The organism is Nonomuraea sp. NPDC023979 (assembly GCF_040639085.1).
Classification (GTDB): domain Bacteria; phylum Actinomycetota; class Actinomycetes; order Streptosporangiales; family Streptosporangiaceae; genus Nonomuraea; species Nonomuraea ceibae.
Genome location: NZ_JBEZZG010000001.1, coordinates 264,653 through 278,880, shown reverse-complemented (window position 1 = coordinate 278,880; position 14,228 = coordinate 264,653). Strand labels below are relative to the sequence as shown.

Sequence of the window (14,228 nt, the reverse complement as noted above, 5' to 3'; positions counted from 1 at the left end):
CCCCGAACCGGAAGGTGACTGCACACGATGCGTAAGACGATCATGATGGTCGCGGTCCTGGCCCTGGCGGCGACCGCCACCCCGGCGCAGGCCGCCGAGGCCGACCCCGGGGCCGGCGGCAAGTTCTGGCAGACCCGGACGACGTTCACCATGACCCACCCGCGCAAGGTCGGCACCGCGCCGAACACGTACTGGGTGGTGCAGCGGCGGATCAGCGAGTCGACGTCGGCGTCGACCGGCGACCGGTGGATGGGCTTCCGCGAGCTGGGCGTCAAGCCGAAGAGCGCGGCCGACCGGGCCGCCTGGAAGCGTGACGGCTCGCCCGCCTCGTGGCGCTACCGGACCGAGGGCATGCTGGTGAAGCTGTCCACGGAGCCGGGCAAGGCGAGGCTGAGCAAGATCAGGCCGAGCGGGTTCATCCTGGCCGGGCGGAAGATGTCCTACGAGGAGCTTCAGGCGCTGCCGTCGGAGCCCGCCGCGCTCAAGGAGCGGCTCGTCGAGATCCGCCTGGCCGCCCCCGAGCCGCCGCGCCGCGAGCACATCAAGCTCGGGCACACGTACGAGGAGCTTCTGCACGAGCTGCCCGTGCCGCAGAAGGTGCGCGCGGCCGCGTTCGCGCTGCTGTCGGCGGAGCCCGGCACCGAGGTGACCGGCGACGGCGCGAACCGCAAGAAGCTCACCGTGACCGACGGCAAGGGCGACTGGCGGATGCGGCGCAGCGTCACCGTCGACACCTCGGCCATGCTGCTGGTCGCCGAGAAGCTGGACACCTGGATGGGCGGCAAGCCGTTCCCGAACAAGACCTGGACGAAGGTCGTCGAGTCCGGCTGGACCGACCAGGCGCCCACCGCGCCGAAGGGCTGACTCAGGCCAGCTCCGCGGCCGGGACGCGGCGGAAGGCGATCGACTCGTACGGCCCGAAGTCGCCGGTCTCGTAGAGCAGGCCCACCGTGGCGGGGTCGAGCGCCGTCAGGTCGGAGTAGGCGGCGGGCAGCCCCGACACGGTGTGGGCGACCCGCCAGGTGACGCCGAGGTCGTCGCTGGCCCGCACGGTCATGAGCGCGCGGGCGTCGGGCGCGGCCGGGCCGGAGAACAGCAGCGTCCCCGTCGGCTCCCAGAACAGGACGCTGCCCTCCACCACCGGCCCGCTCAGCCCGGCCTGCGGGCGGAAGGGCAGCTCCAGGCTCTGCCCGCCGTCGGCCGAGTAGGCGTCGGCGCGGGTGCCGGGGGCGGCCGAGTCGGTGCGGGTGTTGAGGTAGAGGCGGCCGCCGGGCAGCTCGGCGGCCGTGGTCTCGTTGACGTTGACGTAGCCGTCGGGGTTGTCGTCGACGTAGCCGATCCGCCAGGTCGCGCCGCCGTCGTCGCTGAGCAGGCAGTGGCCGCCGTTGTAGGCGCCCTCGGTGCCGTCGTGGCCGGCGGCCGGCGGCAGCGAGTGGTTGGCGGGCACCACGATCCGGCCCGCGTGGGGGCCGTGCCGGAGCTGGAGCGCGTGGCCGGGAGTGGTGGCGTACCAGCGCCATTCCGGCCGTTTCACGCTCGCGGTGATCTCGCGCGGGGCCGTCCAGGTGACGCCGTCGTCGGCGCTCTCCTGCACGAACACGCGGCGGCCGTCGGCGGCGGGCACCTGGCCGCGCCGGATCTTCGCCTCGGTCGCCGCCGGGCCCTGCCGCACCGACACCAGGACGATCCGGCCGTCGGAGGTCACCACCGGGGCCGGGTTGCCCACGGTGCCCCCGCGCGGCTCCTCGGCCACCACGCGGGCCTCGCTCCAGGTGTCACCGCCGTCGGCCGAGCGCTTGACCACCAGGTCGATGTGGCCGGAGTCGCCGGCCGAGCCGCGCCGCCCCTCGGCGAACGCCAGCACGGTCCCCGCCCGGGTGACCACGACGGCGGGGATGCGGAACGTGTGGAAGCCCTCGGTGCCCGCCCGGTAGGGCACGGACGTCGCGTACGCCATCCGGCCACGGTAGGAGGGACGGGTGAACGGCGGGTGTCCGTCAGCTGAGCTCCGAGAAGCGCTCGATCTGGTCGGTGCGGCCGGACACCAGGATGATGTCGCCGTAGGACAGCTCGGTCTCGGCCGTGGCGTACGTGAACGCCTCGCCCTCCTTCTTGACCGCGACGACCGTGACGCCGTACTTGCGCCGCAGGCCCGACTCCCCCAGCGGGGTGCCCACGTACTCCTTGGGCGGATGGGTCTTGATCAGCGCGAAGTTCTCGTCGACCTCCATGTAGTCCAGCAGCCGGCCGCTCACCAGGTGCGCCACCCGCTCGCCCATGTCGAACTCGGGCAGCACGACGTGGTGCACGCCGACCCGGCTCAGGATGCGCCGGTGCTGCTGGCTGACGGCCTTGGCCCAGATGTCGTCGATCTCCAGCTCCACCAGCAGCGAGGCGGACAGGATGCTCGCCTCCAGGTCGCCGATCGCCACCACGGCCCGGTAGAAGTCGGGCACGCCGAGCTGCTGGAGCGCGTCCAGGTCGGTGGCGTCGGCGGTGGCGAGGTGGGTGATGTGGCCCGCCAGCGCCTGCACGATCTTCGGCCGGTGGTCGATGGCCAGCACCTCGGTGCCCCGGCGGGTCAGCTCCAGGGCGAGCGAGCTGCCGAACCGGCCCAGCCCGATGACCACCACGGGGTCATTGCGCTTCTCAACCAACGATCATCCGCTCCTCAGGTAGTTCGTAATGCCGGGTCCGCTCCTTCAACGCCAGCGCGGAGCCGATCGTCAGCGGGCCTATCCTGCCGACGAACATCAGCAGGACCATCAGCACCTGGCCCGGGACCGTCACGTCGGCGGTGATGCCCGTCGACAGCCCCGCCGTGCTGAACGTGGCCACGACCTCGAACAGCACCCGGTCGAGGCTGTGCGGGGTGAGGACGAGCAGCACGTAGGTGCAGACGGCGACCAGGCCGGCGCTCATCATCGTGATCGTGACGGCCTGGCGCTGGGCCGACTCGGAGATCTGCCGGTGGCCGATGTTCACCTTGGACTCGCCGCGCAGCTCGGCCCACATGACGAAGGCCAGCAGCCCGAGCGTGGTCACCTTGATGCCGCCGGCGGTGCCCGCGCTGCCGCCGCCGATGAACATCATCAGGTCGGTGAACAGCCAGCTCGACGGGTAGAGCTCGCCGATGTTGACGCTGTTGAACCCGGCGGTGCGCGCCATGGACGACAGGAAGAACGCGGCGAGCAGCTTGCCCGAGTCGTCCAGCGCGCCCAGGGTGCCGGGGTTGCGCCATTCGGTGGCCAGGTAGACCAGGGTGCCGAGGACCAGCAGCACGATGGTGGCCACGACGGTGATCCTGGTCAGCACGCTCCACCGGCTCGGGTGCCGCCAGGACTTCAGCAGCTCGAACACGACGGGGAAGCCGAGCCCGCCCACGGTGACGGCGGCGGCGATCGTCAGGCAGATCCACGGGTCGGTGACGAACCCGATGACGTTGTCGGACCAGAGCGTGAAGCCCGAGTTGTTGAAGGCGGAGATGCCGTGGAAGACGCCCAGGTAGAGCGCCTCACCGATCGGCTCGTCGTAGCCGATCAGGAAGCGCAGCGTGAAGACCACGGCCGCGATCGCCTCGCACACCAGGCTGAAGACGACGACCTTGCGCACCACCTTGCGCATGTCGGCCATGGTCGGCGTCTTGGTCTCGGCCTGGGCGAACAGCCGGGCGCGCAGCCCCAGTCGGCCCGACACCAGCACGGTGAACACCGTGGCCAGCGTCATGATCCCGAGCCCGCCGATCTGCACCAGGCCGATGATGACCACCTCGCCGAACGTCGACCAGTGCGTGGGCGTGTCGACGACGACGAGCCCGGTCAGGCAGACGGCCGAGGTGGCCGTGAACACCGCGGTGAGCCAGCCCGGGGACAACCCTTCGGTCGTGGCGAAAGGGAGCATCAGCAGCAGCGTGCCGATCAGCGCGGCCGTGCTGAATCCCGTCGCGATGACCTGCGCGGGGTGGCTGTAGCCGCCGAGTGAGAAAGAGGCGGCTCGAACACGTCTCATCAGGTGCGAGGCTCCAGCAGGAAGCAATGAGATGGTCGAGGATATACGGCGCCGTCACGGTTCCGTATCGACCCCCGATTCCCAGGGAACTACCAGGAAGGATGAGTAGTCTCCCTCTGCATGAGCTGGCAGCGTAAGATCAGCAAGGCGCTGGTCAGGTTCACCGGATTCCAGGTCAATCGAGTAGGGAACCAGGGTATTGCGAAGGCGGCGGCCCCCGCGCCCGCCAAGCCGGCCGAGGTCGAGATCCGGCCGCCGGCGGACCCGGCGGCGGACCGGCTCCTCACCGCCCCCGTCTTCATCATCTCGCCGGTGCGGTCCGGCTCCACCCTGCTTCGTTCGATCCTCAACGCTCATTCGGCACTGCACGCCCCGCACGAGCTCCACGTGCGGCGCCTCAGAGTGGAGTTCGGCACGACCCTGGCCAGCAAGGCGATGGCGGCGCTCGGCCACAACCAGGCCGATCTGGAGCACCTGCTCTGGGACCGGGTCCTGCACCGCGAGCTGGTCCGCAGCGGCAAGCGCTACATCGTGGACAAGACCCCGGCGAACGCCTTCGCCTACGAGCGGCTCGCCACCTGCTGGCCGGACGCGCGGTTCGTCTTCCTGCTGCGCCACCCCGCCTCCATCGCGACCTCCTGGCACGAGGCCAGCCCCGACAAGCGCACCCCCGACGAGGCCGCGCTCGACGCGCTGCGCTACATGAAGGCGGTGCAGCGGGCCAAGTCCGCGCTCCCCGGCCTCACCGTGCGCTACGAGGACCTCAGCGCCGAGCCGGAGAAGGTCACCCGGGAGATCTGCGAGTTCCTGGGCGTGGAGTGGGAGGCCGGGATGCTCTCCTACGGCGAGCAGACGGTCATCCAGAAGGGCCTCGGCGACTGGCGGGACAAGATCCGCACCGGCACCGTCCAGCCGGGCCGCGAGCTCCCGCCCGAGGAGTCCGTCCCCGAATCGCTCAAGCCGATGTGCCGGAGCTGGGGGTACCTCCCGTGAAGATCCGCTACCTGATGCTGCACGCCTACGGCATGGGCGGCACCATCCGCACCGTGATCAACCAGGCCAACGCGATGGCCGAGTACGGGCACGACGTGGAGATCATCAGTGTGGTGCGGCGGCGGGAGAAGGCGCAGTTCGCCATCCACCCGGGCGTCCGGGTCAGCACGCTCGTCGACCAGCGGCAGGGCAGGCAGGCCGACTCGCTGCCGCGCAAGGCGTGGCGCCGGGTGCGCGGCAAGATCGTGCCGCGCGGCGAGTTCGCCGCCGACTACTTCACCGAACGGGTGGAGAAGGCGGTCATGGACTACGTCGCCGGGCTCGACCACGGCATCCTGGTCACCACCAGGCCCGCGCTCAACCTGATCGCCGCCCGCCGGGCCGGCAAGGGCGTGGTCAAGGTGGCCCAGGAGCACATGAACCTGACCGCCTACCCCGAGACGATCCGGCGCGACATCGCCCGCTACTACGGCAGGTTCGACGCCGTCGCCGTGCTCACCAAGACGAACCAGCGCGAATACCAGCAACTGCTGCCGGGCGCCCGGATCGTGCAGATCCCCAACGCCGTGCACAAGGTCGACCAGGAACGTTCCCGCCAGGAGAACCCGGTCGTCCTCGCCGCCGGGCGGCTCGTGCCCCAGAAGGGGTTCGACATGCTCATCCCGGCCTTCGCCGAGGTCGTCAGGGAGCACCCGGAGTGGCGGCTGCGCATCTTCGGCACCGGCCCGCGCAAGCCCCAGCTCGCCGCCCGCATCGAGGAGCTCGGCATGACCGGGCACATCTCGCTCATGGGCCGCACCGACCGGCTCGACGCGGAGCTGGCCGACGCCTCCGTCTACGTGCTCAGCTCCCGGTTCGAGGGGCTGCCGATGGTGATGATCGAGGCCATGACGCACGCGCTGCCGGTCGTGGCCTTCGACTGCCCGACCGGGCCGCGCGACGTGCTGACCGACGGGGTCGACGGGGTGCTGGTGCCGCCGCGCGACACCGAGGCGCTCGCCGCCGCGCTCAAGGAGGTCGTCGCCGACCGCAGGAAGCGCCTGGAGATGGGCGAGGCCGCCGTGGTGACCTCGCGCGCCTACGGCCCCGACGTGGTGATGCCCCAGTGGGCGGACCTGTTCGCCGAGCTGCTCGGCGAACCGGCCCGCCGCTGACGGTGACGGCGGCTACCAGTCGCCGTCACCCTCCTCCTCGCCGCCCTCGAACGCCTCCTCGATGAGCTCGCCGGCGACCATGCCGCCGACCACGCCCATCGCCCCGGCGGCGACCATCCCGCCGAGCCCGCCGCCCCCGTGGTGGTGGCGCTCCTCGTGGTAGTGGTGGCCCTGGTGGTGGTGGCCGCCGCCGTAGGCGCTCAGCCCGGCCAGCCAGCCGCCGATCTCGGCCGCCCAGTCCTTGTGCAGGGCCTCGTCGTGCCCGACGCGGAAGCGGCCGATGGCGTCGCCGTAGCCGCCGGAGCGCTTGTCGGCCTCGATGACGACGTGCATCCCCTCGGCGTCGGCGACGAACGTGAGCTCCGCCTCCTTGATCTGCCCGGGCGGCCCGTAGAACTCGATCTCCTGGTAGACCGGCAGCTCCTGGTGGATGCCGTGGATGCGGCCCACCTCCACGTCCGCCGACTTGAACGCGAACCCGAGCTGCAGGAACGCCTCCATGACCCGCTGCTGCGACGGCAGCGGCTCCACGCTCAGCGGGTCGAGGTCGCCCTTGTCGACGGCCTTGGCGATGGCCAGCTCGGTGCGGACGCCGAGCCCCATCCCGGTCAGCGGCTGCCCGCCGACCTCGCTCACCGGCGTCTCCCACGGCACGGCGACCTCGAACGGGATCGTCCGCTCCTCCCCCTTGGCCAGCGTGAACGGCCCCGAGACCCGCATCCGGTGCAGCTCGGCGAGCCCGTGGGCCTCGCCGTCGCCGATCTCCGCCTCGGCCCGGGCGACCAGGCCCAGCGTGACGTGCTCGATTTCGGCGTCGAAGTCGCCGCCCTTCAGCCGCACCTCACCCGCCAGGAGCCCGCCGGGCCGCACCCGCGGGGTGGTGAGGACGGTGTCGACCGAGGGGGCTCCGACGCCGAAGGCGCCCAGCATCCGCTTGAAAACCACGTGATTACTCTCCGTTCCGGTACGGCTGGCGTACCGGAGAACGATCACCGGTGCGGCGCGGTTCCCGTCATTCCCTGGCGGTCTTGAGCATCAGCTCGGCCACGGCGACGTCGACACTCTGGCTCAGCGACACGTGGCCGAGCAGGTCGGTCTGCCGCAGCACGTTGACCAGGTGGGGGGTGGGCCGGGCCAGGATGACCTCGCCGCTGCCCTCGGCCCGCATGCGTTGCAGCACCGCGGCCAGCACGCCGATGACGGAGGAGTCGTAGAACATCAGGTCGGCCAGGTCGAACACGAGCACCGGGCCGGGCGACCAGTCCCACACCGCGTCGACGTGGGCGCTGAACCGTTCGCGCCCGGCGTGGTCCAGCTCGCCGGCCGCCACCAGGACCGTGCACTCCCGGTGCCGGACCGTCTCGATGCGCAAAGCGGCCACGCACTACGCCTTCCCCGGGGTCCTGCCGTTAGTCCGGTGACTCGGGGGTAGGACGTAGGCCGTGACCGCCCCCTCAGTCGCCCCCCGGATCGCCGGTGAGCTCACCCGTGAGGTCGCGCAGCATCGAGCGCAGGACGCGGTCGAGCGCGGCGCTCTCGCCGGACGGCACCAGGGCGGCCAGCCGGTGCAGGTTGGCGGCGTGGTCGGTGAGCGTGGCGTCAATCACCCGCCGGCCCTCGCCGGTGAGCGCGATGCGGAAGCTGCGCCGGTCGTCGGGGTCGAGGCTGCGCTCGACGAACCCGGCGGCCTCCAGCCGGTCGAGCCGGTTGGTCATCCCGGCGCGCGAGAGCCGCAGCACCGCGGACAGCTCCGACGGGATCATCGTGTACGGGCTTCCGGCGCGGCGCAGCGCGGCCAGCACGTCGAACTCGCCGGGGCGCAGCCCGTGGCGGGCGAAGACGCGCTCGACGTCCGCCTCCAGCAGCCTGGTGACCTGGACCAGCCGGGCGAACAGGCCGAGCGGCTCCAGGTCGAGATCGGGCCGCTCCCGGCGCCACTGTCGCAGGACGGCGTCCATGGGGTCGGGTTCGGCGGTCATGGTCAACGATTCTACGGAGGTGAGACCACGATCACATCGATCCGGATACGCGGCATTCGTGAGGCCTATATGGTTTGGGACGGGGTTGAATTGGCTATCGGGGAGGTTCCTGCACCATGAGCCGGGGTACGAGCATCCTTCGTCTGACCGGGGCCGCCGCCGCGGCGGGCGTGCTGGCCGCGGCCATCGCCCTGCCGGCCATCGGCGGCGCCGGCGCGATGTTCGTCAGCGCCTCGGAGGACCTCAACCTCAAGCCCGAGGACCTCAAGGAGCCGCCGCTGGCGGAGAAGACCACGGTCCAGGACGCCAAGGGCAACGAGATCGCCACCTTCTACGAGGAGTACCGCGAGGTCATCCCGCTCTCCCAGGTGGCCGAGGTGATGAAGACCGCGATCATCTCCATCGAGGACTTCCGCTTCTACGAGCACGGCGCCATCGACATCGAGGGCACCATCCGCGCCCTCGCCAAGAACCTCAGCTCCGGCGGCATCGCCCAGGGCGGCTCCAGCATCACCCAGCAGTACGTCAAGCAGGTGCTGGTCAACTCCGCCGTCACCGACGAGCAGAAGGCCGCGGCGACGGAGGCCAGCTACGCCCGCAAGCTCAACGAGCTGCGCTACGCGATGGCGATCGAGGAGAAGTACACCAAGGACCAGATCCTGGAGAAGTACCTCAACATCGCCTACTTCGGCGCAAGTGCCAACGGCGTGGAGGCGGCGGCGAAGCGGTTCTTCGGCGTCTCGGCCTCCGAGCTGGACCTGGCCCAGGCCGCCACGCTGGCCGGAGCCGTGCAGAACCCCAACAGGACCGACCCCAACCTCGGCAGGAAGCAGCGCGCCGCCCTGCTGGAGCGCCGCAACATCGTGCTCAACCGGATGGCGGAGCTCGGCAAGATCACGCCGCAGCAGGCCGAGGAGGCCAAGGCCAAGAAGCTCGGCTACAAGGGCACCCCGCTGCCCGGCGGCTGCGAGACCAGCAAGTACCCGTACTACTGCATGTACGTGCGCGCCGAGGTGCTCGGCAACCCGATCTTCGGCAAGTCCAAGACCGAGCGCGCCCAGCTGCTCAGCCGGGGCGGCCTGACGATCCGGACCACGCTCGACCCCAAGATGCAGAAGGCCGCCGAGGCCGCGATCAAGAAGCACGTGCACGCCTCCGACCGCCCGGTGGCCTCCGAGGCGCTGGTCGAGCCGGGCACCGGCCAGATCAAGGCGATGGCGGCCAGCCGCAAGTACGGCAACAACAAGCGCAAGAACGAGATGTCGTACAACGTGGTCGCCAACGCGGCGCACGGCGGCGGCGTGGGCTTCCAGCCGGGGTCAACGTTCAAGACGTTCACGCTGCTCACCGCCCTCAAGGAGGGCATGAAGATCAACGACGGCCTGTCGGTGGGCGCCGGCTACCGGGCGCCCGGCTATTCGACGTTCAAGAACTGCAAGGGCGAGAGCATCGGCGACCCGTCGCACACCGTCACCAACGACGAGGGCTCGGGCGGCTTCAAGACGCTGCAGACCGGCACCTGGGGCTCGGTCAACACGTTCTTCATGAAGCTGGAGGAGAAGGTCGGCCTCTGCGACACGATCAAGACCGCGAAGTCGCTGGGCATCGAGCGGGCCGACGGGCTGCCGCTGCTGGAGTTCTCCACGTTCACGCTCGGCACGAACGAGATGGACCCGGTCACCGTGGCCAACGCCTACGCGGCGATCGGCGCCCGGGGCAAGTTCTGCGAGCCGATGGTGATCACGCAGATCACCGACCGCTACGGCAAGGTCAAGAAGTACGACCCGAAGTGCAAGCAGGTGCTGGACCCCGAGGTGGCCGACGCGGCGGCGAACGTGCTGCAGGGCGTGTTCACCCACGGCACGATGCGGGGCGTGGGCGGGATCGGCCGTCCGGTGGCGGGCAAGACCGGCACCTCCGACGCGCAGGCGACGGCCTGGTTCGCCGGGTTCACGCCGGACCTGGCGGGCGCGGTGAGCATCGGCGACCCGCGCGGGGCGCAGAAGTACAAGCTGAACGGCGTCACCATCGGCGGCAAGTACTACGGCTCCGTGTTCGGCGCGAGCGTGCCGGGGCCGATCTTCAAGGACACCATGATGGCGGCGCTCAAGGGCACCAAGGCGACGCCGTTCCACCCGATCAACACCGCGCGCTTCGGCGGCTGCGGCTCCAGCTGCGCGCCGGTGCAGCGGGACCGGGACGAGGCCGGCCAGCGGGAGGACCTCGAACTGGGTGACGGCACCGTGCGCTTCGACGACGGGATCGGCCGCTGAGCTCACCGTCTTCCTTACTCGCTGCCAATGGCCCAGTACAGAGGGCCTGTTAACGGCGGCGAAACATTGATAACGTGGGAGCGCTCCCAGGGATCTTCGGCGCGAGGTGCTGAGAATGTCCGAGCAGCCCACTTTGGCACAGGTCGCGGCGGCCGCTGGGGTTTCCCCGGCAACCGCCTCCCGAGTTCTCACCGGCTCCGTCCGGGTCAGCACGTCGACCCGCAGGCAGGTCTACGAAGCGGTGTCCCGGATGGGTTACGTGCGCCAACGAGCCCCCAGGGGATCGGTGTCGAGAGCCGCCGCGACAGGCGTGACCGCGGTCGTCTGCGATCATCTGCCGCGATTATTCTCCGAACCGTACTACGCGCGGCTCCTGTCGGCCACCGGCGCCGTCGTCGCCGAGCACGGCACCCATCTGATGGTGACGACCGTCAACCCCGCCTCGTCCACGCTGCCCACGCTGTCCGGCGCAGTGCTGCTCATCGGCGCCCGTGAGCGCCATCCCCTGGCCATCAAGCTGTGCACCTCCGGCATCGCGGTGCGCAACATCGGCCGCCCGCCCCACGACCTCAAGCTCCCGTTCGCCGACGTCGACAACCAGGACGGCGGCCGGCAGGCGGCCGAGCACCTGCTGCTCACCGGCCGCCGCGCCGTGGCGGCCATCGGCGGCCCGCCGTCGCTGCCCGCCGCCCGCGACCGGCTCGACGGGCTCGTCCGCACCCTGCGCGAGGCCGGCATGGCCGAGGTGCCCGTCGCCTACGGCGACTTCACCGCGGCCTCCGGCACCCACGCCATGCAGTGGCTGCTGCGCCACGCTCCCGGCCTGGACGCGGTGTTCGCCGCCTCCGACCTGATGGCCGCCGGCGCGATCCAGGCGCTGCGGCGGGCCGGCCGCCGGGTGCCCGCCGACGTCGCGGTGATCGGGTTCGACGACGCGCCCGTCGCCAGGCACACCAATCCGACGCTGACCACGGTCCGCCAGCCCGTTGAGGAGGTCGCCACCATCGCCACCCGGCTCCTGCTGTCAGGAACGACGGGCATCGACCCGATCCTCCCCACGGAACTGGTCATCCGTGACTCGGCATGAGCCCGGGGACATCCTCGCCCGCAGGTACCTGCTGCTGGACCCGCTGGCCACCGGCGGCATGTCCGTCATCTGGCGGGCCTTCGACCAGTCGCTGCAGCGGGTCGTCGCCGTCAAGGTGCTGACCTCGTCCCTGCAGACCGGTCTCGTCGACCGGATGCGCGCGCGGAGCGAGGCCAGGGCCGCCGCCCGGTTCATCCATCCGGACGCGATCGAGATCTACGACTACGGGGAGGCCGTTACCGCCAACGGGGAGGTCGCGGCCTACGTCGTGATGCCGCTGCTCGACGGCACGCCGCTGGCCGAGCGGGTGGCGGGCGGGCCGCTGCCGTGGCCGCGCGCGGCGGCCATCGGCGTGCGGCTGGCCCGCGTGCTGGCCGCCGGGCACGCGCGCGGGCTCGTGCACCGCGACGTCACCGGCGAGAACGTGCTGCTGACCGCCGACGGGCCGAAACTGCTCGACTTCGGCATCGCGGCCTGGGCCGGCGACCCCGACGACGACCGCGGCACCCCGCCGTACGTCGCCCCGGAGCGGCTCGACGGCGCCCCCACGCATCCGGCCGTGGACGTGTACGCGCTGGGCGTGCTGCTGTTCACCATGATCACCGGGCGGACCCCGTACCCGGAGACCACGTGGGAGGAGATCGAGGCGGCGCGCCGCACCTCGCCGGCGCCGCGCCCGGCGGGGGCGCCGCACGCGGTCGCCACGCTCTGCCAGCGCTGCCTGGACCCGGACCCGGCCCGCAGGCCCACGGCCGACGAGGTGGCCACGGCGCTGGCCGCCGCGCTCACGCTGCCCAGGCGGCTGCGCAAGGGCCTGGCGGTCGTGGGCGCGGCGGCGGTCATGTCGGTCGCCGCGTCGCTGGCCATGTCGGTGCTCGTGTGGTTCCAGCCCCCCGCCGAGCGGGCCGGGCCGGAGGCGGGCCCCTCGCCCACGGCCGCGGCGTCGTTCCCGGAGTCCGAGCTGTTCACGCGGTCCGAGCCGATCCCGCAGGCCGAGCCGTTCCCCGGGTCCGAGAGCCCGCCGGTCGAGGCGCGGACCATGCGGCAGGCCGTCGACGGGTTCCACAGCGCGCTGGAGACCGCCGTGTGCGGGGCCACCGACGGTGACGTGGCGCTCGACCTGAAGCAGGTGCTGCGCGGCGTGCTGGTGACGCCGGGCCAGGAGGAGACCGGGCTGGCCTCCCTGCGCCGCAAGCTCACCGACCGCGAGCGCGAAGGGAGGCTGACCCCGGGGTGCCGGTCGGCGCTGGAGGTGTCGCTCAACGAGATCACCGCCGCCCGGCGGGCGCCCTAGAAGGCGCAGGTGTAGCCGGAGGGGAGCTGGGTGCTCGACGCCGGGCGGGTGGCCTGGAAGCCGAACGTGGTGCTCGCGCCGGGCGCCAGCGTGCCGTTGTAGGGCAGGCTGGTGGCCGTCACCGTCTGGCCGCTCGTGGTGAGCGTCGCGCCCCAGGAGCCCGCGATCGCGTGGCCCGCGGGCAGCGTGAACGTGACCGACCAGCGGCTCGCGCCGGAGGAACTGCCGTTGGTGACGGTCACCGGCTGGATGACGTAGCCGGTCGACCAGCTCGTCTGGGTGGTGGGGGTGACCTCGCAGTCGCCGCCGCCGCTGCCCGGCAGGGTGGTGGCCGTGACCGCCGCCGACTCCGGCGAGGTGTTGCCGGCGCCGTCCCTGGCGCGGACCCGGTAGCTGTAGGTCGTGGCGGGGGCCAGGCCGGTGTTCGTGAACGACGTGGAGGCGGTGGTGCCGACCTGGGTGTAGGCGCCGCCGCCGGTCGAGCGCAGGATGTCGTAGCCGGCCAGGCCGCTGCCGCCCGAGTCGGTGGCGGCGTTCCACGACAGGGTGGTGGCCGTGGCGGTGGTGTTCGCGGTCCGCAGGCCCGACGGGGTGGTCGGCGGGGTGGTGTCGGTGCCGCCGCCCGTGGTGGTGAACGAGAAGTCGTCCACGGCCAGGCCCGCGCCGCCGATCCACGGCTCGAAGCCCGCCTGGACGCTCGTCAGATACCAGGAGCGCTGCCCGTAGCCTCGGCTGACCACGTCCGCGTAGAACGTGTCGATCGCGAAGTCGATCGAGGTCGCCGGGGAGGTGCGGACGTAGGAGATGACGTTCCAGCCGATGTTGCCGAACCAGACCTCCCAGGAGGACCCGGCCAGGTTCACGGTGCCGACGCGGTTGCCGATCGGCTGGATGGAGCCCTGCCGGTTGAGCCAGATCATCAGCTCGGCGCCGGTGTTCTGCCCGTCGGTGCGCGGCGTCGGGTCGAACCACAGGTCGTAGGAGGCGTTGTACGTGCCGCTGCCCGGATAGGTCATGCGCACGCTGGAGCGCAGGTTGCCGAAGCCGCTCGCGCTCGCCTGCATCGGCAGGCCGCTGCCGGTGGTGCAGTTGGCGTAGTGGCACCCCGCGTAGATCGACGGGTAGCCGGCCGGGGCCCCGCTGGTGGAGTTGTTGTGCGCGGACTGGGTGACGGTGAAGCCGCCGCTCTGGTCCACGTCGATGCACTGGGCCGTGTCGGCGCCCCAGACGTTGTTCTGGACGATGTAGCGCCCGCTCTGGACGCTCGTGGAGCCGTACTTCTCGCAGATCACCGGCGCGGCCTCGGCCGGGGCGGCGACGATGAAGGTGGCGAGCAGGAATCCGACGAACAGGTATAAGCGCCTCATGGCACGCAGGATTCGCCAGCGTCCGGACGCCCGGCAACCGGCCGGGGGCGGCGGGCCGGGCCGTCACAGCGCG

At 71.4% G+C, this 14,228-nt stretch carries 13 protein-coding genes; 6 read left to right on the top strand and 7 right to left on the bottom strand.

Annotated features, from left to right (window positions below; translation table 11 throughout):
- Positions 1-27: 27 nt before the first annotated feature.
- Positions 28-864 carry a hypothetical protein gene (locus AB0G11_RS01390; RefSeq protein WP_219501576.1) on the top strand — a complete coding sequence of 279 codons (837 nt, stop codon included), beginning with the start codon at positions 28-30 and terminating at the stop codon, positions 862-864.
- Between the two features lies 1 nt (position 865).
- On the opposite strand, the gene AB0G11_RS01385 is transcribed toward AB0G11_RS01390, so the two are convergent.
- From AB0G11_RS01385 to AB0G11_RS01375, 3 genes are read right to left on the bottom strand one after another with little or no spacing between them, the layout of a single operon-like run.
- Complete coding sequence (locus AB0G11_RS01385; protein WP_219501574.1) at positions 866-1,957, bottom strand: sialidase family protein; 1,092 nt, start codon at positions 1,955-1,957, stop codon at positions 866-868.
- A gap of 40 nt (positions 1,958-1,997) precedes the next feature.
- Complete coding sequence (locus AB0G11_RS01380; protein WP_219501572.1) at positions 1,998-2,657, bottom strand: TrkA family potassium uptake protein; 660 nt, start codon at positions 2,655-2,657, stop codon at positions 1,998-2,000.
- Positions 2,650-4,008 (bottom strand): potassium transporter TrkG, encoded by a 1,359-nt coding sequence (locus AB0G11_RS01375; protein ID WP_357583169.1) that lies wholly within the window; start codon positions 4,006-4,008, stop codon positions 2,650-2,652. Before AB0G11_RS01375 ends, AB0G11_RS01380 begins: the two co-directional genes overlap by 8 nt.
- Positions 4,009-4,128: 120 nt before the next feature.
- Between AB0G11_RS01375 and AB0G11_RS01370 the strand changes: the two genes are divergently transcribed.
- Complete coding sequence (locus tag AB0G11_RS01370; protein ID WP_357583167.1) at positions 4,129-5,001, top strand: sulfotransferase; 873 nt, start codon at positions 4,129-4,131, stop codon at positions 4,999-5,001.
- On the top strand, positions 4,998-6,155 hold the full coding sequence (locus AB0G11_RS01365) for a glycosyltransferase family 4 protein (RefSeq protein ID WP_219501567.1): 1,158 nt from the start codon (positions 4,998-5,000) through the stop codon (positions 6,153-6,155). The genes AB0G11_RS01370 and AB0G11_RS01365 overlap by 4 nt, the downstream gene beginning before the upstream one ends.
- A 12-nt stretch (positions 6,156-6,167) precedes the next feature.
- Here the strand turns inward: AB0G11_RS01365 and AB0G11_RS01360 are convergent, their stop codons facing one another.
- The 3 genes from AB0G11_RS01360 to AB0G11_RS01350 form a co-directional block, all read right to left on the bottom strand.
- Entirely contained in the window at positions 6,168-7,100 is a 933-nt protein-coding gene (locus tag AB0G11_RS01360) for a sporulation protein (protein ID WP_357583165.1), read from the bottom strand.
- Between the two features lie 67 nt (positions 7,101-7,167).
- Positions 7,168-7,536, bottom strand: a complete 369-nt coding sequence (locus tag AB0G11_RS01355; RefSeq protein ID WP_219501555.1) for an STAS domain-containing protein — start codon at positions 7,534-7,536, stop codon at positions 7,168-7,170.
- A 73-nt stretch (positions 7,537-7,609) separates the two neighbouring features.
- Positions 7,610-8,134, bottom strand: coding sequence for a MarR family transcriptional regulator (locus AB0G11_RS01350; RefSeq protein WP_357583163.1), 525 nt, complete (start codon positions 8,132-8,134; stop codon positions 7,610-7,612).
- Between the two features lie 116 nt (positions 8,135-8,250).
- Here AB0G11_RS01350 and AB0G11_RS01345 point away from each other — a divergent pair, with 116 nt between their 5' ends.
- From AB0G11_RS01345 to AB0G11_RS01335, 3 genes are all read left to right on the top strand, one after another.
- Entirely contained in the window at positions 8,251-10,407 is a 2,157-nt protein-coding gene (locus AB0G11_RS01345) for a transglycosylase domain-containing protein (RefSeq protein ID WP_219501553.1), read from the top strand.
- Between the two features lie 115 nt (positions 10,408-10,522).
- Positions 10,523-11,494, top strand: coding sequence for a LacI family DNA-binding transcriptional regulator (locus AB0G11_RS01340; protein ID WP_219501552.1), 972 nt, complete (start codon positions 10,523-10,525; stop codon positions 11,492-11,494).
- On the top strand, positions 11,481-12,788 hold the full coding sequence (locus tag AB0G11_RS01335) for a serine/threonine-protein kinase (RefSeq protein WP_219501551.1): 1,308 nt from the start codon (positions 11,481-11,483) through the stop codon (positions 12,786-12,788). Before AB0G11_RS01340 ends, AB0G11_RS01335 begins: the two co-directional genes overlap by 14 nt.
- Here the strand turns inward: AB0G11_RS01335 and AB0G11_RS01330 are convergent.
- Complete coding sequence (locus tag AB0G11_RS01330; RefSeq protein WP_219501550.1) at positions 12,785-14,155, bottom strand: cellulose binding domain-containing protein; 1,371 nt, start codon at positions 14,153-14,155, stop codon at positions 12,785-12,787. The genes AB0G11_RS01335 and AB0G11_RS01330 overlap by 4 nt on opposite strands.
- Positions 14,156-14,228: the final 73 nt, after the last annotated feature.